General features: G+C 60.3%; 22 protein-coding genes. 12 read left to right on the forward strand and 10 right to left on the reverse strand.

Annotated elements, in window-relative coordinates; genetic code table 11:
* Positions 1–42: 42 nt before the first annotated feature.
* The 10 genes from AC07VI_RS25390 to AC07VI_RS25435 all read left to right on the forward strand — a co-directional run bounded on the left by AC07VI_RS25390 (position 43) and on the right by AC07VI_RS25435 (position 8308).
* Complete coding sequence (locus tag AC07VI_RS25390) at positions 43–927, forward strand: ParB/RepB/Spo0J family partition protein (RefSeq protein ID WP_086144316.1); 885 nt, start codon at positions 43–45, stop codon at positions 925–927.
* A 281-nt stretch (positions 928–1208) separates the two neighbouring features.
* A complete protein-coding gene (locus AC07VI_RS25395; RefSeq protein WP_076564767.1) occupies positions 1209–1577 on the forward strand; it encodes an ATP synthase subunit I in 369 nt (122 codons plus the stop codon).
* Positions 1578–1628: 51 nt separating this feature from the next.
* Positions 1629–2438 (forward strand): F0F1 ATP synthase subunit A, encoded by an 810-nt coding sequence (atpB, locus tag AC07VI_RS25400; RefSeq protein ID WP_046681851.1) that lies wholly within the window; start codon positions 1629–1631, stop codon positions 2436–2438.
* A gap of 59 nt (positions 2439–2497) precedes the next feature.
* The gene (gene atpE, locus AC07VI_RS25405; protein WP_034752695.1) at positions 2498–2776 is read left to right on the forward strand and encodes a F0F1 ATP synthase subunit C; all 279 of its coding nucleotides are present in this window, start codon (positions 2498–2500) and stop codon (positions 2774–2776) included.
* Between the two features lie 43 nt (positions 2777–2819).
* A complete protein-coding gene (locus tag AC07VI_RS25410) occupies positions 2820–3290 on the forward strand; it encodes a F0F1 ATP synthase subunit B (RefSeq protein WP_071325906.1) in 471 nt (156 codons plus the stop codon).
* Positions 3291–3292: 2 nt separating this feature from the next.
* Positions 3293–3838 carry a F0F1 ATP synthase subunit delta gene (locus AC07VI_RS25415; protein ID WP_076564768.1) on the forward strand — a complete coding sequence of 182 codons (546 nt, stop codon included), beginning with the start codon at positions 3293–3295 and terminating at the stop codon, positions 3836–3838.
* A gap of 78 nt (positions 3839–3916) precedes the next feature.
* Positions 3917–5458 carry a F0F1 ATP synthase subunit alpha gene (gene atpA / locus AC07VI_RS25420; protein ID WP_034752701.1) on the forward strand — a complete coding sequence of 514 codons (1542 nt, stop codon included), beginning with the start codon at positions 3917–3919 and terminating at the stop codon, positions 5456–5458.
* Between the two features lie 62 nt (positions 5459–5520).
* The gene (atpG, locus tag AC07VI_RS25425) at positions 5521–6396 is read left to right on the forward strand and encodes a F0F1 ATP synthase subunit gamma (protein WP_086144317.1); all 876 of its coding nucleotides are present in this window, start codon (positions 5521–5523) and stop codon (positions 6394–6396) included.
* Positions 6397–6425: 29 nt separating this feature from the next.
* Complete coding sequence (atpD, locus tag AC07VI_RS25430; RefSeq protein WP_034752705.1) at positions 6426–7826, forward strand: F0F1 ATP synthase subunit beta; 1401 nt, start codon at positions 6426–6428, stop codon at positions 7824–7826.
* Between the two features lie 62 nt (positions 7827–7888).
* Positions 7889–8308, forward strand: a complete 420-nt coding sequence (locus AC07VI_RS25435; protein ID WP_065307860.1) for a F0F1 ATP synthase subunit epsilon — start codon at positions 7889–7891, stop codon at positions 8306–8308.
* Between the two features lie 68 nt (positions 8309–8376).
* On the opposite strand, the gene AC07VI_RS25440 is transcribed toward AC07VI_RS25435, so the two are convergent.
* The 8 genes from AC07VI_RS25440 to AC07VI_RS25475 all read right to left on the reverse strand — a co-directional run bounded on the left by AC07VI_RS25440 (position 8377) and on the right by AC07VI_RS25475 (position 14559).
* Positions 8377–8964 carry an HI_0983 family protein gene (locus tag AC07VI_RS25440; RefSeq protein ID WP_494808828.1) on the reverse strand — a complete coding sequence of 196 codons (588 nt, stop codon included), beginning with the start codon at positions 8962–8964 and terminating at the stop codon, positions 8377–8379.
* A gap of 140 nt (positions 8965–9104) precedes the next feature.
* The gene (gene rsgA, locus AC07VI_RS25445; protein ID WP_492992044.1) at positions 9105–10175 is read right to left on the reverse strand and encodes a ribosome small subunit-dependent GTPase A; all 1071 of its coding nucleotides are present in this window, start codon (positions 10173–10175) and stop codon (positions 9105–9107) included.
* 282 nt (positions 10176–10457) lie between these two features.
* A complete protein-coding gene (locus AC07VI_RS25450) occupies positions 10458–11012 on the reverse strand; it encodes a hypothetical protein (protein WP_086144319.1) in 555 nt (184 codons plus the stop codon).
* 63 nt (positions 11013–11075) lie between these two features.
* On the reverse strand, positions 11076–11447 hold the full coding sequence (gene speD, locus AC07VI_RS25455; protein WP_086144320.1) for an adenosylmethionine decarboxylase: 372 nt from the start codon (positions 11445–11447) through the stop codon (positions 11076–11078).
* 2 nt (positions 11448–11449) lie between these two features.
* Entirely contained in the window at positions 11450–11626 is a 177-nt protein-coding gene (locus AC07VI_RS25460; RefSeq protein ID WP_157792409.1) for a hypothetical protein, read from the reverse strand.
* On the reverse strand, positions 11623–13086 hold the full coding sequence (locus AC07VI_RS25465; RefSeq protein WP_099374821.1) for a DUF4178 domain-containing protein: 1464 nt from the start codon (positions 13084–13086) through the stop codon (positions 11623–11625). Before AC07VI_RS25465 ends, AC07VI_RS25460 begins: the two co-directional genes overlap by 4 nt.
* 20 nt (positions 13087–13106) lie before the next feature.
* Positions 13107–14141, reverse strand: a complete 1035-nt coding sequence (locus AC07VI_RS25470; protein ID WP_492992047.1) for an SPFH domain-containing protein — start codon at positions 14139–14141, stop codon at positions 13107–13109.
* A 31-nt stretch (positions 14142–14172) separates the two neighbouring features.
* Positions 14173–14559 carry a DUF350 domain-containing protein gene (locus AC07VI_RS25475; protein WP_070288892.1) on the reverse strand — a complete coding sequence of 129 codons (387 nt, stop codon included), beginning with the start codon at positions 14557–14559 and terminating at the stop codon, positions 14173–14175.
* A gap of 60 nt (positions 14560–14619) precedes the next feature.
* On the opposite strand from AC07VI_RS25475, the gene AC07VI_RS25480 reads away from it, so the two are divergent.
* Together AC07VI_RS25480 and AC07VI_RS25485 are read left to right on the forward strand one after the other, a co-directional pair.
* Positions 14620–16131: a polyamine aminopropyltransferase gene (locus AC07VI_RS25480; RefSeq protein ID WP_086144323.1), complete on the forward strand. Its 1512-nt coding sequence runs from the start codon at positions 14620–14622 to the stop codon at positions 16129–16131.
* Positions 16131–17765, forward strand: coding sequence for an NAD(P)-binding protein (locus tag AC07VI_RS25485; RefSeq protein WP_492992050.1), 1635 nt, complete (start codon positions 16131–16133; stop codon positions 17763–17765). Before AC07VI_RS25480 ends, AC07VI_RS25485 begins: the two co-directional genes overlap by 1 nt.
* Positions 17766–17946: 181 nt before the next feature.
* Here AC07VI_RS25485 and mmsB read toward each other — a convergent pair whose 3' ends face one another.
* The gene (gene mmsB / locus AC07VI_RS25490; protein ID WP_492992052.1) at positions 17947–19164 is read right to left on the reverse strand and encodes a multiple monosaccharide ABC transporter permease; all 1218 of its coding nucleotides are present in this window, start codon (positions 19162–19164) and stop codon (positions 17947–17949) included.
* Positions 19154–20695 carry a multiple monosaccharide ABC transporter ATP-binding protein gene (mmsA, locus tag AC07VI_RS25495; protein ID WP_086144326.1) on the reverse strand — a complete coding sequence of 514 codons (1542 nt, stop codon included), beginning with the start codon at positions 20693–20695 and terminating at the stop codon, positions 19154–19156. The genes mmsB and mmsA overlap by 11 nt, the downstream gene beginning before the upstream one ends.
* Between the last annotated feature and the right edge of the window lie 82 nt (positions 20696–20777).

Here is a 20777-nt window from a genome sequence, read left to right on the forward strand (position 1 = left end):
ATGTGATGTGAGCGCTTACTCTGAAAACACGATTAGGACAGCATGGCTACGAAAAAACTAAAAGGACTGGGTCGCGGACTCGATGCGCTGTTGGGCGGCGGCGGCGACTTCGCCAGTCCGGACACGCATCAACCGTCGAACTTGCCCGTGTCACAAATGCAAGCCGGCAAATATCAGCCGCGCACGCGCATGGACGAGGGCGCGCTCAATGAACTGGCCGCCTCGATCAAGGCGCAGGGGTTGATGCAGCCTATCCTGGTGCGCCCGATAGGCCAGGATACCCTGAGCGGACTTGTTAAATATGAAATCATCGCCGGCGAACGCCGCTTCCGCGCCTCGCAGCTGGCCGGTTTGATGGAAGTGCCGGTGCTGGTGCGCGATGTGGACGACCTGGCCGCCGCGGCCATGGCGCTGATCGAGAACATCCAGCGCGAGGACTTGAATCCCCTGGAAGAGGCCCAGGGCATCCACCGCCTGATCGCCGACTTCAGTTTTACGCATGAGCAAGCGGCCACTGCGCTGGGACGCTCGCGCAGCGCCGTGTCGAACCTGTTGCGCCTGATGAATCTGGCCAGCCCCGTGCAGACCATGCTGATGGCCGGCGATATCGACATGGGCCATGCGCGCGCGCTGCTGGCCGTCGATGCGGCCACTCAGATTACGCTGGCGAATCAGGTCGTGGCCAAGCGCCTGTCGGTGCGCGAAACGGAAAAGCTGGTGACCCGCACGCTTGAGGAAGCGACCAACCCGGTCGAGCCGCGGCAAAAGGAAAAGTCCGGTGACATCGCGCGCCTGGAAGAAGAGCTGTCCGATGCGCTGGCCACGCCCGTGGTGTTCAAGATGGGCAACAAAGGCCGTGGTCAATTGGTCATCGATTTTGCCGATCTTGACGTGCTCGATGGCTTGTTGACCCGTTTGCGTGGTTAAATAGCAAGTTGGCAAAGCAGCGGAACGGTGCGTTGAGAAACGGGCTGGACAAGCTGGCCACGCTTTCCGGGCGCATCACGTGATTCCTTGATAACACGGCTGGAAGCGGCCCGGCAAGCGGCTTTGCCACATAGTGGCGCAAATGGCGGCGAATAGTCGGTAAAGCGTCAGTTTCGCGCAGCAATTGCCCTGCTGCGGTGCAGCAACGTTTGACTCTATAGATCAAAGCCAACTATAATCCCGTGTCTTTGCGTGTGTAGATTTTTCTGGGAACTTGGTAATTGAGTGATTCACAACAAAATATTGCCAAACCAGTCTACAAAGTAGTTGCTCTGCAGCTTGCAATCGCTATCAGTTTTGCAACGGTCACCCTGTTTTTTGGTGGCAGTGTCAAAGGCTGGTCCGCCGCTTACGGCGGCGCTATCGCAGTCATCGGTAGCCTGGTGTATGCCATGCTGGTCGTTCGCGGTTCCAGCGACGCCAACAAGGCATTCCGGGCGCATTTGCGCGCAGAAGTGGTGAAAATATTTATCACAGCGGTGCTGTTTATATTGGCACTGGTGTTGTTTCAGTCGGCCGCCTGGTTATGGCTGATCTTGGGTTTCGCGGTGGCAACCTTAGCATACTGGTTTTCATTGCTCGCTGTTTAATCATTGGTTTTGGGGCCTGTTGTGCTCTGAAACGACAAATCTAAATTCATTATGACCACAGAACACGCTATTGAAGCGGGCCATGCTGCCCCGGCCAACGCCACAGAATACATCAGTCACCATCTGGCCCACCTGAGAAGTGCCGACGGCATGATCAATCTGGATACGTTCTGGATTTCGGCCATTCTGGGCTTCGTTTTCCTGGCTGTTTTCTACATGGCGTCGCGCCGCGCGACGGCTGGTGTCCCTGGCAAGTTGCAAAACTTCGTCGAAATGGTCATGGAAATCGTCAATGACACTATTAATGGGGCCTTCCACGCGAAAAGCAAGGTCATCGCGCCGCTGGCCATCACGATTTTTGTGTGGGTCTGGCTGCTCAACGCGATGGACTTCCTGCCGGTTGACCTGTTGCCGAAGATCCTGAGCTGGTTTGGCGTGCATAAACTGCGCGCCGTGCCGACCGCCGACGTCAATCACACCTTCGCCATGTCGCTGTCCGTCGTGCTGTGCGTGATTGCCTTCTCGATCAAGGCCAAGGGCCTGGGCGGCTGGATCAAGGAACTGTTCACGGCGCCGTTCCATGCGAGCGGCCTGATCGGCACGATTGCCCTGGCACCCGTCAATTTCCTGCTGCAAATGGTTGAGCTGGTTGCAAAACTGATCTCCCTGTCGCTGCGACTGTTCGGCAATATGTATGCCGGCGAACTGATTTTCATCTTGATCGCGTTGTTGCCTTGGTGGGCACAGTGGGCGTTGGGTGGTCCATGGGCAATTTTCCATATCTTGATTGTAACTTTGCAAGCTTTTGTGTTTATGGCGTTGACGGTTGTGTATCTGAGCCTTGCGGTTGAGAAACATTAATCTTTAACTTTATATTTTGTTTTTTTAGTATCTTTCGTTTTTAAATTTAGGAGAATTTTATGCAAGCTCTGATCGCACAAGTACAAAGCATGACCGTTCTGGCAGCAGCAATCATCATCGGCCTGGCCGCAATCGGCACCGCTCTGGGCTTCGCTATCTTGGGTGGCAAATTCCTGGAAGCGTCGGCACGTCAACCAGAACTGATGCCACAACTGCAAACCAAACTGTTCGTTATCGCTGGTCTGCTGGATGCTATCTCGATGATCGGCGTTGGTGTTGCTCTGCTGTACACGTTCGCTAACCCGTTCCTGTCCGCTCTGACGGCTGTTGCTCAGTAATTCGCTCCAACCCTAGGAGAAACTTTTAGTTAGGAGCAAAGGTATGGACATCAATATGTCGCTCATCGGCCAGATGATCACCTTCGCGGTGTTGGTCTGGTTCTCGATGAAGTTCGTATTTCCAGCGCTGAACAACGCGCTGGATGAGCGTGCCAAACGAATCGCGGATGGATTGGCTGCGGCCGATCAAGGTCAGGCTTCGATGGCTGTCGCTGAAAAGCGTGCGCAAGAGGCATTGAACAGTGCACGTGAAGAAGCTTCGCAACGCGTTGCGGACGCTGAAAAGCGCGCGCAGCTGGTTGCTGAAGAGATCAAGCAAAATGCACAAGCTGAAGCTGCGCGTATCATTGCGCAAGCCCAGTCGGACGCCGAACAGCAACTGTCGAAAGCACGCGAACAATTGCGCGCTCAGGTGGCTGACCTGGCTGTCAAGGGTGCCGAGCAGATCTTGAAGCGTGAAGTAAACCCAACGGCTCACGCCGAAATGTTGCAGCGTCTTGCTGTCGAGCTGTAATCATGGCAGAACTCGCAACCGTCGCCCGTCCCTACGCGGAAGCTTTGTTCCGCGTAGCCCAAGCTGGTAAGGAGTCAAGCAACCTCGCGGCGTGGTCCGAACTGGTGTCCGAACTGGCACAGATCGGTAGCCACCCCGAGGTACAGGCGTACGCGCGCAATCCGAAAGTTTCGGAAAGCGACGTCGCCGCCACCATCCTGTCGTTGTTGAAATCGCCGCTCAATGAGGAAGTGAAAAACTTCGTCACCATGTTGATCGAAAATGGCCGCATCAGCCTGCTGCCGGAAATCGGCGCGCAATTCCACACCTTGAAAAATAGTGTGGAAGGTGCGGCTGACGCCGAGATCACGAGCGCTTTCGATCTGAGCGAAGGCCAAACGGCCGAGCTGGTCGCAACGCTGGAAAAGAAATTCAGTCGTAAGCTCAACCCTGCCGTCACAGTGGATCCATCGCTGCTCGGCGGCGTGCGCGTGGTTGTTGGCGACCAAGTGCTCGATACCTCGGTGCGCGCCAAGCTGCAGCAACTGCACGCTGCACTGGTGTCGTAAGACACGCGCTTCGGCAGGCCAGCTTAGACAGACCCTTACCCCTCGCGCAAGCTGAGAGAAACACTTTTAGGAGTTAGTATGCAACTCAACCCATCTGAAATCAGCGAGTTGATCAAGAGCCGGATCCAAGGTCTTGACGGCGGCGCTGAAGTGCGTAATCAAGGCACGGTTATTTCCGTTGCCGACGGTATCTGCCGCATCCACGGTTTGTCGGACGTGATGCAAGGCGAGATGCTGGAATTCCCAGGCAACACGTTTGGCCTGGCAATGAATCTGGAACGCGACTCCGTCGGTTCCGTGATTCTGGGTGCCTACGAGCACATCTCCGAAGGCGACACGGTGAAATGCACCGGCCGCATTCTGGAAGTGCCAGTCGGTCCTGAGCTGCTTGGCCGCGTAGTCAACGCGCTGGGCCAGCCGATCGACGGCAAAGGCGCCATCGAGACCAAACTGACGGCCGCGATTGAAAAAATCGCCCCGGGCGTGATCGCCCGTGAATCCGTTTCGCAACCGATGCAAACCGGCCTGAAGTCGATCGATGCGATGGTTCCAGTTGGCCGTGGCCAGCGCGAACTGATCATCGGCGACCGTCAAACCGGCAAGTCGGCTGTGGCGATTGATGCGATCATCAATCAAAAAGGCCAGGGCATGAAGTGTATCTACGTCGCGATTGGCCAAAAAGCCTCGTCGATCAAGAACATCGTGCGCTCGCTGGAACAGCACGGCGCGATGGAATACACCATCGTTGTCGCCGCTTCCGCTTCGGAATCGGCCGCCATGCAATACATCTCGCCGTACTCCGGTTGCGCCATGGGCGAATACTTCCGTGACCGCGGTGAAGATGCACTGATCGTCTACGATGATCTGTCCAAACAAGCTGTTGCATACCGTCAAATCTCGCTGCTGCTGCGCCGTCCACCAGGTCGCGAAGCGTACCCAGGCGACGTGTTCTACCTGCACAGCCGCCTGCTGGAACGCGCAGCACGCGTGAACGCCGACTACGTCGAGAAGTTCACCGACGGCGCCGTCAAAGGCAAGACCGGTTCCCTGACGGCTCTGCCGATCATTGAAACGCAAGCTGGCGACGTGTCCGCATTCGTTCCAACCAACGTGATTTCGATTACCGACGGTCAGATCTTCCTGGAAACCTCGCTGTTCAACGCCGGTATCCGTCCTGCGATTAACGCCGGTATTTCCGTATCGCGCGTCGGTGGCGCCGCCCAGACCAAGGTCATCAAAAACCTGTCCGGCGGTATCCGTACCGACTTGGCGCAGTACCGTGAACTGGCCGCGTTTGCGCAGTTCGCTTCGGACCTGGACGAATCGACCCGCAAGCAGCTGGACCGTGGTGCCCGCGTGACGGAATTGCTCAAGCAAGCCCAATACTCGCCACTGTCGATCTCGCTGATGGCCGTATCGCTGTTCTCGGTGAACAAAGGCTTCATGGACGACGTGCCAGTCAAGCAAGTGCTGTCGTTCGAAGCTGGTGTCCACGCTTACATGAAGACCAAGCAAGCTGCTCTGCTGGCCAAGATCGAAGAAACCAAGCAACTCGACAAAGACAGCGAAGCAACTCTGTCGGCGGCCATTGCTGATTTCAAGAAATCCGGCGCATATTAAGCGGCCAGGCGGCGCCCGCCTCGAGTGAGGCGCCGCCCTACGCGCAGAAGGAGTAAGGACTCATGGCATCAAGCAAAGAGATACGAGGCAAGATCAAGAGCGTAGAGAATACGAAGAAGATCACCAAGGCGATGGAAATGGTCGCCGCGTCCAAAATGCGCAAGGCGCAAGACCGGATGCGGGCCGCCCGTCCCTACAGTGACAAGATTCGGAATATCGCCGCCAATCTGGCGACCGCCAATCCGGAATACACGCACCCGTTCCTGGCAGCTGCCCAGGGTACGCAAGCGAAGGCAGTGGGTTTCATCGTTGTCACGACCGACAAGGGTCTGTGCGGCGGCATGAACACCAACATCCTGCGCCAGGTGACGTCGAAGTCGCGCGAGCTGGAAGCAGCTGGCAACCGGATTGAAGCAGTTGCCATCGGTAACAAGGGTTTGGGTTTTTTGAATCGCATCGGCGTCAAGATCGTCGCCTCTGCCATTCAAACCGGTGATACGCCGCACCTGGATAAATTGATCGGACCTGTCAAGGTCATGCTCGAAGAATTCCAGGCTGGCAAGCTCGACGCAGTGTACCTGTGCTACACCAAATTCATCAACACGATGAAGCAGGAACCAGTGGTCGAACAGTTGCTGCCGTTGACGGCTGACAAAATGGTCGCCGACAAGAGCGCACACTCGTGGGATTACATCTACGAGCCGGATGCACAAAGCATCATCGACGAATTGCTGGAGCGCTATGTAGAAGCGCTGGTGTACCAGGCAGTCGCGGAGAATCTGGCGTCCGAGCAATCGGCACGGATGGTCGCGATGAAAGCTGCAAGCGACAACGCGGGTAGTGTGATCGGCGAATTGAAGCTGATCTACAACAAGACCCGCCAAGCTGCGATTACCAAAGAACTCTCCGAAATCGTCGCCGGTGCGGCTGCGGTTTAAACGAATTTAACTATATTGAAGGAACGAACATGGCTGATGGCAAAATCGTTCAGTGTATCGGCGCTGTGGTGGACGTTGAGTTTCCCCGCAACGCGATGCCTAAGGTATTTGATGCCTTGAAGATGGCAGGCTCGGAACTGACCCTGGAAGTACAACAGCAGTTGGGCGACGGCATTGTCCGTACCATTGCACTCGGCTCGTCCGATGGCCTGCGTCGCGGCATGATGATCCAGAACACCGGCAAACCTATCATGGTGCCAGTCGGTAAAGCAACCCTGGGTCGCATCATGGACGTGCTGGGCAACCCGATCGACGAATGCGGCCCCGTGTCGCACGAGCAGATCGCGTCGATCCACCGCACCGCTCCCGCATACGACGAACTGTCGCCATCGCAAGAACTGCTGGAAACCGGCATCAAGGTGATCGACCTGGTGTGCCCGTTTGCAAAAGGCGGTAAAGTGGGTCTGTTCGGCGGCGCTGGCGTAGGCAAGACCGTGAACATGATGGAACTGATTAACAACATCGCCAAGGCGCACAGCGGCGTGTCCGTGTTCGCCGGCGTCGGTGAGCGTACCCGTGAAGGTAACGACTTCTACCACGAGATGGCTGACGCGAAAGTGGTCGATCTGGAAAACCCGGAGAACTCCAAGGTCGCGATGGTCTACGGTCAGATGAATGAACCGCCAGGTAACCGTCTGCGCGTCGCGCTGACCGGCCTGACGATCGCTGAATCGTTCCGTGATGAAGGCAAGGACGTTCTGTTCTTCGTCGACAACATCTACCGCTTTACGCTGGCCGGTACCGAAGTATCGGCACTGCTGGGCCGTATGCCGTCGGCTGTGGGTTACCAACCGACCCTGGCGGAAGAAATGGGCCGTCTGCAAGAGCGTATTACGTCGACCAAGACCGGTTCGATCACCTCGATCCAGGCCGTCTACGTTCCAGCCGATGATTACACCGATCCGTCGCCTGCTACCACGTTTGCTCACTTGGATTCGACCGTTGCGCTGTCGCGTGACATCGCTTCCCTGGGTATCTACCCAGCCGTGGACCCGCTGGATTCGACCTCGCGTCAGCTCGATCCGTTGATCGTTGGTCAAGAGCACTATGACACCGCGCGTGCCGTGCAAACGACCCTGCAACGCTACAAGGAATTGCGCGACATTATCGCGATTCTGGGTATGGACGAGCTGGCACCGGAAGACAAACTGCTGGTTGCCCGTGCACGTAAGATGCAGCGTTTCCTGTCGCAGCCTTTCCACGTCGCTGAAGTCTTTACCGGCGCGCCCGGTAAATACGTTTCGCTCAAAGACACGATCAAGGGCTTCAAAATGATCGCTTCGGGCGAACTCGATCACCTGCCGGAACAAGCGTTCTACATGGTCGGCACGATCGAAGAAGCAATCGAAAAAGCCAAGAAACTTAACTAAGTTAAGTCTGGGCCTAACCCCGCCCGTTAGACGGCGGGGTTCTTCAACCCGATAGGACACACATGGCACACACAATTCACGTTGACGTGGTTTCCGCTGAAGAACTGATTTTTTCAGGCGAAGCAGAATTCGTCGCGTTGCCGGGTGAACAGGGCGAGCTGGGTATCTACCCACGCCACACGCCTTTGATTACCCGCATCCGTCCGGGCGCGGTCCGCATCAAGGTAGTCGGCCAGGCTGAAGAAGAGTTCGTCTTCGTTGCCGGCGGCCTGCTGGAAGTGCAACCGGATACCGTGACCGTCCTGGCCGATACCGCGATCCGCGGTCACGACCTCGACGAAGCGAAAGCGCTGGAAGCGAAGAAGTTGGCGGAAGAAAATATCCACAACAAGGATTCGGGCATCGACTACGCGCAAGCGCAAGCCGAGCTGGCCAGCGCGATTGCGCAACTGGCAGCGATCCAGAAGCTGCGCAAGCATTAATTTGCTCGCATGCAGTAATACAAAAAGGCAGCCTGCGGGCTGCCTTTTTTATGCTTCAGCCGCTTGGCTTATTCGCAGCTTGGCTGCCAGGCGCTATCGCGCAACTGGGCAGCCAGGCTGGCATTGCCCTCATTGACCAGCTTCAGGCTAGCCTGCCTGCCCGCCGCTGACTGGTCCGCGCCCGCCGGTGTCTTTACCGCATATTGAAACTGCAGCAGGCCACCACAGGCGGCAGCGCCATGAAAGCTCTTGCTGACGTTCGATTCATACACGGGGTTGGTCGCATCCGGTTCATATACCGACCGCATCAGCACGTGGCCGTTCTCGACAGTGACGGAGGAAATGGGTTCCGGCTTGGTGGCTGCCAGCGACTTGAGCAGGGCGGCCGAGAAGTCCAAGGGATCGGTCTTGGAATTGCCTTCGTAGAGTATGGTAATCAGGCTGCTCCATTTTTTCACCGCTTCGCCATTCGTCGTATATTCATACAAGGCCCGTTTGCTGTTGCGACCCTGCGGCGCGGTAAACGCCAGCGTGTAGACTTTGTCGGCATGGTGAATCTCTTGCGGCACGATCAGCTTCTGCGCGAACAGCGAGCTGCTGGCGAACAGGCAAGCTGACAATGTACTCAGTAGTAAAACGGTTTTTCCCTTGAACACAGTGCATCCTCATGTCATGGTTGGCGGACCGCGCGCATTGCGTGCGGGGCATCTCTGTTGGTAGTGCATTTGACTATACCTTGCATATTTCTCAATTGCAACTTTGATATATTCCAGCATCCTGGCTGCGGCTCGGCTGTTCACGCCATTCCATCCTTGTCACGTTGCCTGAAGGCCTTCATCGTCACTTTCCACTTGGCGCGCGCTGCGCTGCGCTCGAGCGGCGTCTCCTCGCTGCGGCGGGCGTCGCGCAGCAGCTTGTGATAGTTGCGCAGGCGGTCCCCATCGACGGCGCCACGGACCTGGCAACCGGGTTCGCTGGCATGCTGGCAATCGCGAAACTGGCACGTTGCGGCAAGCGCCGCGATGTCGTCAAACGTGGCCGCCAGCGTATCGGCATCGGCATCGGCTTGCCAGCTGCGCAAGCCCGGCGTGTCGATGATGCAGGCACCATCCGCGCACAGGTGCAGCGAGCGGGCTGTCGTCGTATGCCGGCCGCGTCCGTCGCCGTGGCGCACGCCATTGGTCGCTTGATCCGCCGCGCACAGGGTATTGGTCAGGCTGGACTTGCCGGCGCCCGATGAACCGAGCAGCACCAGGGTCTGGCCGGCACCCAGCCAGGGTTCCAGGATGGCCACGTCATACGCATGGCGCGTGTCGATGGCAAACAGCGGTACGTGCTGCGGCAGGCGCTGTCTGAGCAGCGCCTGCTTGCCCGGCACGTCGTCGGCCACGTCGGCCTTGCTCAACACCACCACGGGCGTCACATGCGCCGCCAGCACGATGGCCAGATAGCGTTCCAGGCGGCGCGGGTTGAAGTCTCCATCGAGTCCCATCACCAGCAGGGCCGTATCGACATTGCTGGCGAGCACCTGGCGCCGCCCGTCATTGCCGCGCCGGGCGATTTGGCTGGCTGGGGATAAGCGTTCGGTTATCCACAGGGAGCCGTGTGCAGCAGCATCGGCATCGGTGGCGACCCAGTCGTCGACGGCCAGTGTGGTGTCTTGCTGCTGCAATGCATGCTGCAGGCGCGGCAGGATCTGTGCTGCGCGTTCGCTGGCGCCATCGTGCACGCCGATGCTATCGCGATGCACGGCGCTCACGCGCATCAGCTGCGCGGTGGAAGACGAGAAGTCGAGGTGGGCGGCAGCGCTGGCGATGGCCTGCTGCAGTCCGATGGGGCGTAGTTGCGCAAAATCGCATGCGATCATGGTAGCGTGATTCCTTATTCTATCGTCCGCGTGCGGACGTGTAGCCTGCGCGTGCAGGCACCGCCAGTCGCAATGACTGGCACGAAAAAAGGGGAAGTCGGCTACGCGATCACGCGCAAGGGTAAAACGAGGTCAGTGCTGTATGAATGCAGACTGGAACGATGGTGATCAGGCAGCCGACAGCACGGCAGTATCCGAATGGCGCATGTTGTCTACTCCTGTTGTGTGATGGAAAACGCCAGTGTGCCAGCGGCTTGCGCCGTCGTCAATGGACGGTGTGGCTCAGCTGCACATGCCGTAAGCCTGGCGCTCGGGGAAATAGCGGTACGTAAACGTGCGCACCGGATAGCGCTTGCCGGCGACGAGCATGTCGGGCATGGATAAATCGAAGCGCTGCGGCAACTGGCGCGGCAGTTGCAGGCGCAAGCGCCATTGCGTTTCCTTGCTGTTGCCGACGGCGGCAAACATGATGGGCAACTGCTCGATGACGTCGACGATCTCTGCCTTCTGGTTCATGCCGCGCTGGTAGATGGTCAGCACTTTCGCCTCGGCGAACGGCTGCTTGTGCGGTTCTTCCAGCAGGAAGGACAGGCGCGTGAAGCTGGCCTGGGTACCGACGGGCAAGGTGAAGATCAGCGCCAGTTCCGTGCCGCCCTCTTTCAAGGTGACGGGCGGCGTGGCGTAGATGCTGATACCGCGCGGCAGTTCGAAGCGCGAGCCTTCCGTCCACGTCTTGCACTCGGGCGTGGTGGCCTGGTACAGGCTGGGCGCCGTGTAGTCGTTGCAGGCGGAAACCAGCAGCAGCAGGGGCAGGGCAAGGAGGGCGGAACGGCGCATGGAAGTCACGGTTGGAGGATCAGCCGACAGTGTAAGCGATCCCTCCGCGATCCACCAGCGCCGCTATGGATGTCCTGGCGGTGCGCGGCGCACGGACTGCAACTGGCAATGCGGCGCCTGCAGCGCATCCTGGATGGTGTCCAGCGCCAGCTGCGGCCGGGCCGCGCCGCACATGAAGATGTCGACGGCGGCAAAGCCGCATTCCGGCCAGGTGTGGATCGAAATGTGCGACTCGGCCAGCAACAGCACGCCCGTGACGCCGTGGCCCGGCCCAAAGCTGTGGAAATGGCCGTGCAACACCTGTGCGCCGGCGATGATAGCGGCATTGCGCAACAGGCCTTCGAGCGCGTCGCAGTCACGCAGGGATTCGGCGTGAATGCCTGACAGGTCGGCCAGCAGATGGGTGCCCAGGGGCAGATGCGGTGTGGCTGTCATGCTTACTTGTGGCTGCCGCCGCTGGAGCCGCCGCCATAGCTGCCGCCGCCGCCGCCCGTGCGCGAACTCCAGCTGCTGCCGCCGCTGCTGCCGCTGCCGGCCACCTTGAACATGCGCACCCAGTTGGCGGCCGTAACGGAGAACGTCACCATCAGGGCGTAGATCACGTATTTACTCATGGGGGATTCTTTGCATTTTTGTCGAGAAAAACGGCCGGCAGGAACAGCGCCAGGCATCCCAGCAAACTCCACATCAAGGTGCTGGAGAACGACACGAACATGGGGATCGCATTCAAGACCAGCACGATGACGATGAAGACCTTGGCGATGCCGCAGTGGCTCATCTGGATATTCTGTACCTTGGTGCCGCCATGGAAGGCGGCGCCGAACCAGGCGGCCATCTGGTCATAGGCGACGGGCATGGAGCGCGACCAGGTCATTTCCTCGTTGCTGAGCTCTGCCGCCAATTTTGTTTGTCCCTGTTCGAATTCAAACACGCGCGCACTGTCGCCGACGGCCACCTTCCAGTTGAAGGCGCCGGCCGCATACACGACCTGCGAGCCGTAGTCGTACAGTTTGCGGTAGGTGGCGCCATCGAGCGTGCAGCTGGCGGCGTCCAGCGAGGCCCAGTTGGGCCAGTTCGGCAGCACGTTCGAGCGTGACCAGCCCTCGTCCGTCTCCACCAGCCAGAAGAAGCCGGCGCGGGCGTTGTACAGCAGGTATTCGTTCCACTCGCTGCCTTCGTCGTCGGCGCGGCGCATCATGCCGATCACCGTGAAATCCACATTGCTGATCTTCGCGCTGGCGCCCAGCTCCAGCGTGATGTCGGCGTTCTCGTGCACCTGCTTGCCGATGGCCAGCACCTGCGCTTCCGGGCCGCTGGCGTCGAGCTGCGCATGGCAGGCGGGGCACACCAGCTGCGCCGCCGCGCCGGGTACATATTGAATGCCGCTGCCGCAGGACGGGCAGTCGAGTGCATCAAGCTTGCCGCGGTACTTGCCGGCGCTCTTGGCGATGGCCTCGTCGTCGCGCAGCAGCTGGCATTGCAGGCCGTCCAGGGTGACGGCGACGCCCTGGTAGACGACCGGTTGCGGGCCATCCGTGTAGTCGAGCGTGACGAAGCTGGCGTAGTTGCGGAAGTCCGCCACCTGGATGCGCCAGCCCGCGCCCACCTTGAAGGGCAATTCGCCCTGGCCGGCGATGCATTCGGCGTTGCGGATCTCGGCTGCCGTGTAGGGCTCGCCGCAGATTGTGTAGCGCTTGCCGGGCGCCAGCTCGCCAAAGACGGGTAAAGTACCTTGCGTGCCGCGCTCGCGCGTCAGCGTGTACAGGCCGGACGAGTCGCCCAGCCACGCCGTGCTGGCGTCATCGAACAGCAGATACCACTCGTTCCACGTGCCGGCGCTGTAGCGCTGCTGGATGCGCCCGACAACGGTGAAGTGCACGCCGTCGTGCACGCCGGCCGTGCCGATCTGGACGGGCGAATAGTCTTCCAGGACGGCCGACATCTTGCCCAGGTCCCTGACGGCATCGGCGTCCTTGAGGATGGTGCTGTGGCAGTACTCGCACACGGCGAGCACGGAAGCATGCGAGCGGAAATGCACTTCCGCGCCGCAGCTGGGACAGGAAACAGTTTGCATGCAGTCGTATTTCGCTCTAATCAGCCGATCAGTTTTTTCAGCAGTTCAGCCTTGGCGCCGTCGTAGTCGGCCGGCGAAATGAGTCCCTTGTCCAATAAACCCTTGAGTTTTTCCAGGCGCGCCTCGATCGGTTCCTCGGCAGGTGGCGCCGCCGGAGCGGGTGCCGGGGCGGGCTGCTGCAGCGCATTGCCCATGCTTTGCGCCATCACCTGGCCGATCGACAGCCCGGCGCCCAGGCCTGCGCCGATGCCGGCCATGCCGCCCTCGTTCTGCGCCGCCAGCGGGATGGCGTTGGCCACCTGGAATTTGGTGTAGCCGCTCATCTTGTCGGCGCCCAGGCCGCCCTTCATGCCGGCGGAAATACGCTCGTCGAGCGCCGCCTGCAATTCCTCGGGCAGGCTGATGCTGGCCACGTTGAATTCATCGAGGCCCACGCCGTAGCGGGCAAACGCCTGCGCCAGGCCATCCTTGACCTCCTGCGCCATCAGCGCCTGGTTGGCCGCCATGTCGAGGAAGGGCACATTCGCGCCGCCCAGCGAGCTGGCCATGCTCGACATCAGAATGCCGCGCAATTGATCTTCCACTTCGGCGCGCGTATAGACTTCGCGCGTGCCGCTGATCTCGGTGAAGAAGGTGCGGGCGTCGGCGATGCGGTACGAATACATGCCGAAGGCGCGCACGCGGATCATGTCGAAATCCTTGTCGCGGATGGTGATCGGCTGCGGCGTGCCCCACTTGCGGCCGGTCTGAACGCGGGTGCTGAAGTAATACACGTCCGACTTGAACGGTGAATCGAACAGCTTGTCCCAGTTTTTCAGGTTGGTCAGCAACGGTAACGTTTGCGTCGTCAGCTTGTGTGTGCCGGGACCGAAGACGTCGGCGATCTTGCCTTCATTGACGAAGACGGCGACCTGCGATTCGCGCACGTTCAGGATGGCGCCGTTCTGGATCTCGAAATCCTGCATGGGGAAGCGCCAGGCCAGCACGCCTTCTGTCTCTTCGTTCCACTGCAGTACGTCGATAAACTGCTTCTTGATAAAGCTGCCGAGGCTCATGATGGATGTCCTTGAATAAGATAAAGCGGTGTCAGGAAATGCAGGCGGCGTTGATGGCGCCGATCGACAGGGAAATGGCGCCCAGCAGGCCGCCGAAAGCGCTGTTGTTCGATTCGATCTGGTCCTTCGACATGCGCAGCAGGCGCGTGGTGACCACATAGGCGAGCAATTGCACCACCATGGCGCCAAAGGCCCAGGCGAAGAATTGCTGGTAGTCGGCCGTGTGCATGAGGGACGAGGCGATGGTGGCGGAAAAGCCCAGCAATGCGCCGCCCAGCGACAGGGCCGCCGCCTGGTTGCCCTGTCGGATCAGCAGCACTTCGTTATACGGCGTGACGCGCGTGTAGATGATAAAAAAGGCAATCAGCAGCGCGGCGGCCAGTATAAGATGGATCAGATAGTTTAGGATGGCGGGCACGGCTTTCCTCGCAATGAGTATTTGATAACGTCAACGCATATTAGAACAAAAAAAAGTCCAATGAACAAAAAGATTCTGATTTTGTCCGTCTTCGTGGTCGCCTCCTGCGGCCTCGCGTATGAACTGATCGCCGGCGCCATGTCCAGCTACCTGCTCGGCGACTCCATCCTGCAGTTTTCCACCATCATCGGCTGCTACCTGTTTGCCATGGGTGTGGGCGCTCACTTTTCCAAGTATGTGCGGGACGACGACGTGCTCTCGCGCTTCGTCGACATCGAACTGGCCGTGGGCCTGATCGGCGGCCTGTCGGCCGCCATCCTGTTCATGACGTTCTCGTGGATGGCCGCGCCATTTCGCACCTTATTGTATGTGATGGTGTTCCTGATCGGCGCACTGGTCGGCATGGAAGTGCCGCTGGTGATGCGCGCCCTGAACTCGCGCCAGACGGAGTTTTCCGAACTGGTCAGCCGCGTGCTCACCTTCGATTACCTGGGTGCGCTGGCCGTCTCTCTGCTGTTTCCGCTGGTGCTGTCGCCCTACCTGGGCCTGGTGCGCACGGGCTTTTTGTTCGGCATGCTCAACGTGGGCGTGGGCCTGTGGACGATTTACGTGTTCCGCGCGGAGCTGAAGAATCTCACGGGTCGCTTCCTGCGCGCCTGCGCCGTGATGCTGGTGCTGGTCGCCGGCTTTGCCATGTCCGACCGCATGGTGGCCTGGGGCGAACACGGCCTGTTCGGCGACCAGATCGTGTATTCCACCACCACGCCCTACCAGCGCCTGGTGATCACGCGCTGGAAGGACGATACGCGGCTCTACATCAACGGCAACCTGCAGTTTTCCTCGCGCGACGAGTACCGCTACCACGAGGCGCTGGTGCACCCCGTGCTCGAAGCCTTGCCGTGGGCGCGCCGCGTGCTGGTGCTGGGCGGCGGCGATGGCCTGGCGCTGCGCGAAATCCTGCGTTATCCACACATCGAACACGTCACCGTGGTCGACCTCGATCCTGCCATGACGGCCGCGTTTACCACGCGCCCGGAACTGGCAAAGTTAAATAACAGCTCGTTCTCGGACAAGCGCGTCACCGTCGTCAATGCCGATGCCGCCGTCTGGCTGCGCAACAACGGCGACATGTTCGACGCGGCCATCGTCGATTTCCCCGATCCGTCCAGCTTCGCGCTCGGCAAACTGTACTCGGTGCCGTTCTATGACCTGGTGAAAAAGCACCTGGCGGCCAAGGGCTTGATGGTGGTGCAATCGACGTCGCCGTTCTTTGCCCCGCACGCCTACTGGACCATCAATTCGACCCTGCGCGAAGTGGGCATGCGCACCTGGCCCTACCACGCCTACGTGCCTTCATTCGGCGAATGGGGTTTTATCCTCGCCTCGCCCCAGCTCGACTACACACCGCCGACGAAATACCGCCTGCCGATGCGCTACCTGAATGCGGACACCACGCGCGAGATGTTCATCTTCCCGCCCGACATGCAGCCGCTGCCCATGGCGCCGAACCGCTTGAATACCCAGTCGCTCGTGCATGAATTCGAGCAGGACTGGAACCGGGTGATCCGCTGATGCAGCGCCGCTCCTTCATGCTGTGGGCCGCTGGCGGCACAGCGGCAGCCGCCGCCGGCATCGGCAGCATCGCCGCGTATCTGCGCTGGCAGGAAATCACGCCGACAGTGCTGTATCCGGGCCGCAGCGAGGGGCATTATTTGCGCAAGCTGCTGCGCGAGGGCACGGCGCTGCCGCCGCCTTCGCGTACCTTGAGCACCGACGTGGCCATCCTCGGCTCCGGCATCGCGGGCCTGACGGCTGCCTGGCGTTTGAACAAGCTGGGGCACAGGGACTTTCTCATGATCGATGGCCCGCAGCCGTATGGCAACGCAGCCGGCGGCCACTTCGGCGACCTGGCCTATCCCACCGGCGGCCACTATCTGCCATTGCCGTCGCCCGAATCGACCCATGTGCGCGAAATCCTGTTCGACCTGGGGATCATCGAGCGCGACCCGCAGGCGGAAAAGCCATATTACGACGAGCGCTACATCCTGCACGCGCCGGAAGAGCGATTGCTGTTCAACGGTCAGTGGCAGGACGGCTTCATTCCCACCGAAGGCGTGCCGCCCGAGGAGCTCGCGCAGCATGAGCGCTTCTTTGCCGAGGTGCGGCGCCTGCGCCAGGCGCATGGCAACGATGGCAAGCGCGTCTTCGTCTTTCCTACCGTGGAGTCGTCGCAAGACCCGGCCTGGCAGGCGCTCGACACCATCACCTTGAAGCAGTGGATGGAACGCGAAGGCTATACCTCGCCCACCCTGCACTGGTACCTGAATTACTGCTGCCGCGACGATTACGGCACGCGCTACGATCAGGTTTCGGCCTGGGCCGGCCTGCATTACTACTGCAGCCGCTGGGGCCAGGCTGCCAATGCTGGCAACGGCGCCTGGCTGACCTGGCCGGGCGGCATGCAGCCGGTCGCCACGGCCATGGAACAGGCGTCCAAGGTCCGGCGCCACGCGGGCACGGTGGTTTCCCTCACGACGACGGCCAACGGCGTGGAAGCGCTGTGCCTGGAACTGGTCGACGGCCAGCCGCGCACCTATCTGGCCAAGGCGCGCAAGGCCATCTGCGCCATGCCTTTGTACGTGGCGGCGCGCGTGGTGAAGAACATCGCCGACTATGGCTTCGACGCGAAACGCGATACGCCCGCGTATGCGCCGTGGATGGTGGCGAATTTTTTACTTAAACGCTTTCCCGACGAACTGCCGCATGCGCCCCTGTGCTGGGACAACGTGGTGTACCAGGAACCTGGCCTTGGCTATGTCGTCTCGACCCACCAGGACATCCGCGTGCGCCCGCCCGAGAAAACCGTTTTCAGCGCCTACGTGGCACTGTCCGACCGCACGCCGCAGCAAGCGCGCAAGTGGCTCGACACGGCCAGCCCCGAAGAACTGCTGGCGCTGGCCAGCGTCGATTTAAAGACGGCGTATGGGCGCGATTTTGCCAGCTGCGTCGAGCGCGTCGACATCACCGTGCGCGGTCACGCCATGGCAGCGCCCTTGCCGGGATTCCGCAGCAACGCGGGCTTGAAGGCCTTGCGCGAACACGACGGCGCCATCCTGTTCGCGCATGCGGATTTGTCGGGCTTTTCCGTGTTCGAGGAGGCGGCGTGGTGGGGGGATAGGGCGGCGCGGCTGGCGGCTAACGTCTGACATAAGCTACTGCGCGTGGCAATTTGTGGCCTGCGATGCTCACTGCCTCGGCGGCCCCATGCTAAAGCACAGCTGCGCTTCTTAGCCCCAACTTGCTGCCGCTCGCTACGCTTTTGTCCGACGTTATATATAAAAAGGCCGGCGCAAGCGCCGGCCAGAGCCCCCTAAGGCTCGAACCGGTCTATTTGTTTTTGTTGATCACGTCGATGAACACGGCCGCCAGCAGTACCAGGCCCTTGATCACCTGCTGATAATCGATGCCGATGCCCATGATGGACATGCCGTTGTTCATCACGCCCATGATGAAGGCGCCGATGACGGCTCCCATCACCTTGCCCACGCCGCCCGAGGCCGACGCGCCGCCGATGAAGCAGGCGGCGATCACGTCCAGCTCGAAACCCGTGCCCGCCTTCGGCGTGGCCGTGTTCAGGCGCGCCGCGAAGATCAGGCCGGCCAGCGCGGCCAGCATGCCCATGTTGACGAAGGTGTAGAAGCTGACCCGCTCCGTCTTGATGCCGGACAGGCGCGCCGCTTTTTCGTTGCCGCCCACGGCATACACGCGGCGGCCCAGCACGGTGCGGTTGGTGATGAAGGTATAGGCGACGATGAGCAGCGACATCACGGCCAGCACGTTGGGAAAGCCGCGGTACGACGCCAGCAGGTAGCTGAAATACACCATCACAGCCGCGAAGATGGCGTTTTTCAGCAGGAAGAAGGCGCGCGGCTCGTTTTCCATGCCGTGTTTCAGTTGCTTGGCGCGGCTGCGCAGCGAGGTGACGATCAGCGCCGCGGCGGCGATCACGCCCAGCAGCAGCGACAGGCCGCGCAGGTTGTCGCCGCCGAACGGGTCGGGCAGGAAGCCGGAGCTGAGCATCTGGAAGCCTTCCGGAAAGGGACCGACCGACTGGCCTGCCAGCAGCGCCAGGGTCAGGCCCTTGAAGACCAGCATGCCGGCCAGGGTGACGATGAAGGACGGGATTTTAAAGAAGGCAACGAAATAGCCTTGCGCGCCGCCGATGACGGCGCCGGCCAGCAGGCAGAGGATGCTGGCGGCGACAAAATGCATGTGATAGTTGACGATCAGGACGGCGGCCAGCGCACCGACAAAGCCGACCACCGAGCCGACGGACAAATCGATATGGCCGGCCACGATGACCATCAGCATGCCCAGCGCCATGATGACGATGTAGCTGTTTTGCAGCACCAGGTTCGTCAGGTTCAGCGGCTGCATCAGCGTGCCGTCCGTCATGTACTGAAAAAAGCCCATGATGACGATCAGGGAGAGCAGCATGCCGTAGTCGCGCATATTGTTTTTCAGGAAGCCGGCATAGCTTTTCGCTTGCGGCGCGGTGCCGGGGGGGGGGCCTGCCGCCGCTCCCGCTGTCAGTTTATTGTCCATTGTTTTCTCCGTGTGTAACGATCGCGCGCATGATGCGCTCCTGCGATGCCTCTGCCGCGCTCAGTTCTGCCGCGAAGCGGCCTTCGTTCATGACATAGATCCGGTCGCACATGCCCAGCAATTCCGGCATTTCCGAGGAAATCATGATGATGCATTTGCCTTCGGCGGCCAGCTCGCTGATGATGCTGTAGATCTCGTACTTGGCGCCCACGTCGATGCCGCGGCTCGGTTCATCGAGGATCAGCACGTCGGGGCGCGAAAACAGCCATTTCGCCAGCACCACTTTCTGCTGGTTGCCGCCGGACAGGTTGACCACCTTCTGCGCCACGCTCGAGCAACGGGTCTTGAGCTTGCGGCGGAACTCCTCGGCCACGCTGAATTCACGCTGCTCGTCGATCACCATGTGCTGCGAAATCGCGTCCAGATTGGCCAGGCTGGTGTTCTTCTGGATGTCTTCCTCGAGGATCAGGCCCAGGCCCTTGCGGTCTTCCGTAACATACGCGAGGCCGTGGGCGATCGCCTTGCCGATGGTGCTGACGTCGATTTCCTGGCCATGCTTGAGCACCGTGCCGCTGATGCGCTGGCCGTAGGCGCGCCCGAACAGGCTCATTGCCAGTTCCGTACGCCCGGAGCCCATCAGGCCGGCGATGCCGATGATCTCGCCCTTTTTGGCGTGCAGATTGATGCCCTTGATGACGGGGCGGTCGGCATGCTCGGGATGGAAGACGCGCCAGTCGCGCACTTCGAAAATGGTCTCGCCGATGCTGGGCGTGCGCGGCGGATAGCGGTCGGCCATCTCGCGCCCGACCATTTTTTCGATGATGCGGTCTTCGCTGACGGGCTCCGTGCGGCAGTCGAAGCTGTCGACCGTGTTCCCGTCGCGCAGCACCGTGATGGCGTCGGCGACTCTTGAGATTTCATTGAGCTTGTGCGAAATCAGGATCGAGGCGATGCCCTGGGCTTTCAGGCCCAGCAGCAGGTCGAGCAGGGCCGCGCTGTCGCTTTCATTCAGGCTGGCCGTCGGCTCGTCGAGGATCAGCAGCTTGACGTCCTTGCACAACGCCTTGGCGATTTCGATCAGCTGCTGTTTGCCCACGCCCAGATTGGTGATCAGGGTGTCCGGGGACTCCTTCAGGCCGACTTTCTGCAGCAGTTCGCGCGTCTTGCCTTGCGCGTATTCCCAGTCGATGACGCCCATATGGGCCGGCTCGTTGCCGAGGAAGATATTCTCGGCGATCGACAGCTGGGGCACCAGCGCCAGTTCCTGGTGGATGATGATGATGCCGATTTCTTCGCTGTCCTTGATGCCGCGGAAGTGCCGCGTCTGGCCCTGGTAATCGATGTCGCCCGTATAGCTGCCATGGCCATAGACGCCGCTCAGCACTTTCATCAGGGTCGATTTGCCGGCGCCGTTTTCGCCGACGATCGCGTGGATCTCGCCGCTGCGTACCCGCAGGTTGACATTGTCGAGCGCAACGACGCCCGGGAATGTTTTGCGTATCCCGCGCATTTCCAGGATAGTGTTCGTCATATAACCTCTCTGGCACGGCCGCGCTGGTGGGCAGCGGTCGTGCGGCAGTCTTGTTCTTGATCGTGCGTGAAGCGAAAGGCCC

The sequence above is a fragment of the Janthinobacterium sp. GW821-FHT03A03 genome (assembly GCF_059421435.1).

What these genes read in the sequence shown, in the direction of transcription:
- AC07VI_RS25390 (WP_086144316.1), top strand. Translation starts at nt 43, where the DNA reads ATGGCTACGAAAAAACTAAAAGGACTGGGTCGCGGACTCGATGCGCTG.
- atpB (WP_046681851.1), top strand. Translation starts at nt 1,629, where the DNA reads ATGACCACAGAACACGCTATTGAAGCGGGCCATGCTGCCCCGGCCAAC.
- atpE (WP_034752695.1), top strand. Translation starts at nt 2,498, where the DNA reads ATGCAAGCTCTGATCGCACAAGTACAAAGCATGACCGTTCTGGCAGCA.
- AC07VI_RS25410 (WP_071325906.1), top strand. Translation starts at nt 2,820, where the DNA reads ATGGACATCAATATGTCGCTCATCGGCCAGATGATCACCTTCGCGGTG.
- AC07VI_RS25415 (WP_076564768.1), top strand. Translation starts at nt 3,293, where the DNA reads ATGGCAGAACTCGCAACCGTCGCCCGTCCCTACGCGGAAGCTTTGTTC.
- atpA (WP_034752701.1), top strand. Translation starts at nt 3,917, where the DNA reads ATGCAACTCAACCCATCTGAAATCAGCGAGTTGATCAAGAGCCGGATC.
- atpG (WP_086144317.1), top strand. Translation starts at nt 5,521, where the DNA reads ATGGCATCAAGCAAAGAGATACGAGGCAAGATCAAGAGCGTAGAGAAT.
- atpD (WP_034752705.1), top strand. Translation starts at nt 6,426, where the DNA reads ATGGCTGATGGCAAAATCGTTCAGTGTATCGGCGCTGTGGTGGACGTT.
- AC07VI_RS25435 (WP_065307860.1), top strand. Translation starts at nt 7,889, where the DNA reads ATGGCACACACAATTCACGTTGACGTGGTTTCCGCTGAAGAACTGATT.
- rsgA (WP_492992044.1), bottom strand. Translation starts at nt 10,175, where the DNA reads ATGATCGCATGCGATTTTGCGCAACTACGCCCCATCGGACTGCAGCAG.
- AC07VI_RS25450 (WP_086144319.1), bottom strand. Translation starts at nt 11,012, where the DNA reads ATGCGCCGTTCCGCCCTCCTTGCCCTGCCCCTGCTGCTGCTGGTTTCC.
- speD (WP_086144320.1), bottom strand. Translation starts at nt 11,447, where the DNA reads ATGACAGCCACACCGCATCTGCCCCTGGGCACCCATCTGCTGGCCGAC.
- AC07VI_RS25460 (WP_157792409.1), bottom strand. Translation starts at nt 11,626, where the DNA reads ATGAGTAAATACGTGATCTACGCCCTGATGGTGACGTTCTCCGTTACG.
- AC07VI_RS25465 (WP_099374821.1), bottom strand. Translation starts at nt 13,086, where the DNA reads ATGCAAACTGTTTCCTGTCCCAGCTGCGGCGCGGAAGTGCATTTCCGC.
- AC07VI_RS25470 (WP_492992047.1), bottom strand. Translation starts at nt 14,141, where the DNA reads ATGAGCCTCGGCAGCTTTATCAAGAAGCAGTTTATCGACGTACTGCAG.
- AC07VI_RS25480 (WP_086144323.1), top strand. Translation starts at nt 14,620, where the DNA reads ATGAACAAAAAGATTCTGATTTTGTCCGTCTTCGTGGTCGCCTCCTGC.
- AC07VI_RS25485 (WP_492992050.1), top strand. Translation starts at nt 16,131, where the DNA reads ATGCAGCGCCGCTCCTTCATGCTGTGGGCCGCTGGCGGCACAGCGGCA.
- mmsB (WP_492992052.1), bottom strand. Translation starts at nt 19,164, where the DNA reads ATGGACAATAAACTGACAGCGGGAGCGGCGGCAGGCCCCCCCCCCGGC.
- mmsA (WP_086144326.1), bottom strand. Translation starts at nt 20,695, where the DNA reads ATGACGAACACTATCCTGGAAATGCGCGGGATACGCAAAACATTCCCG.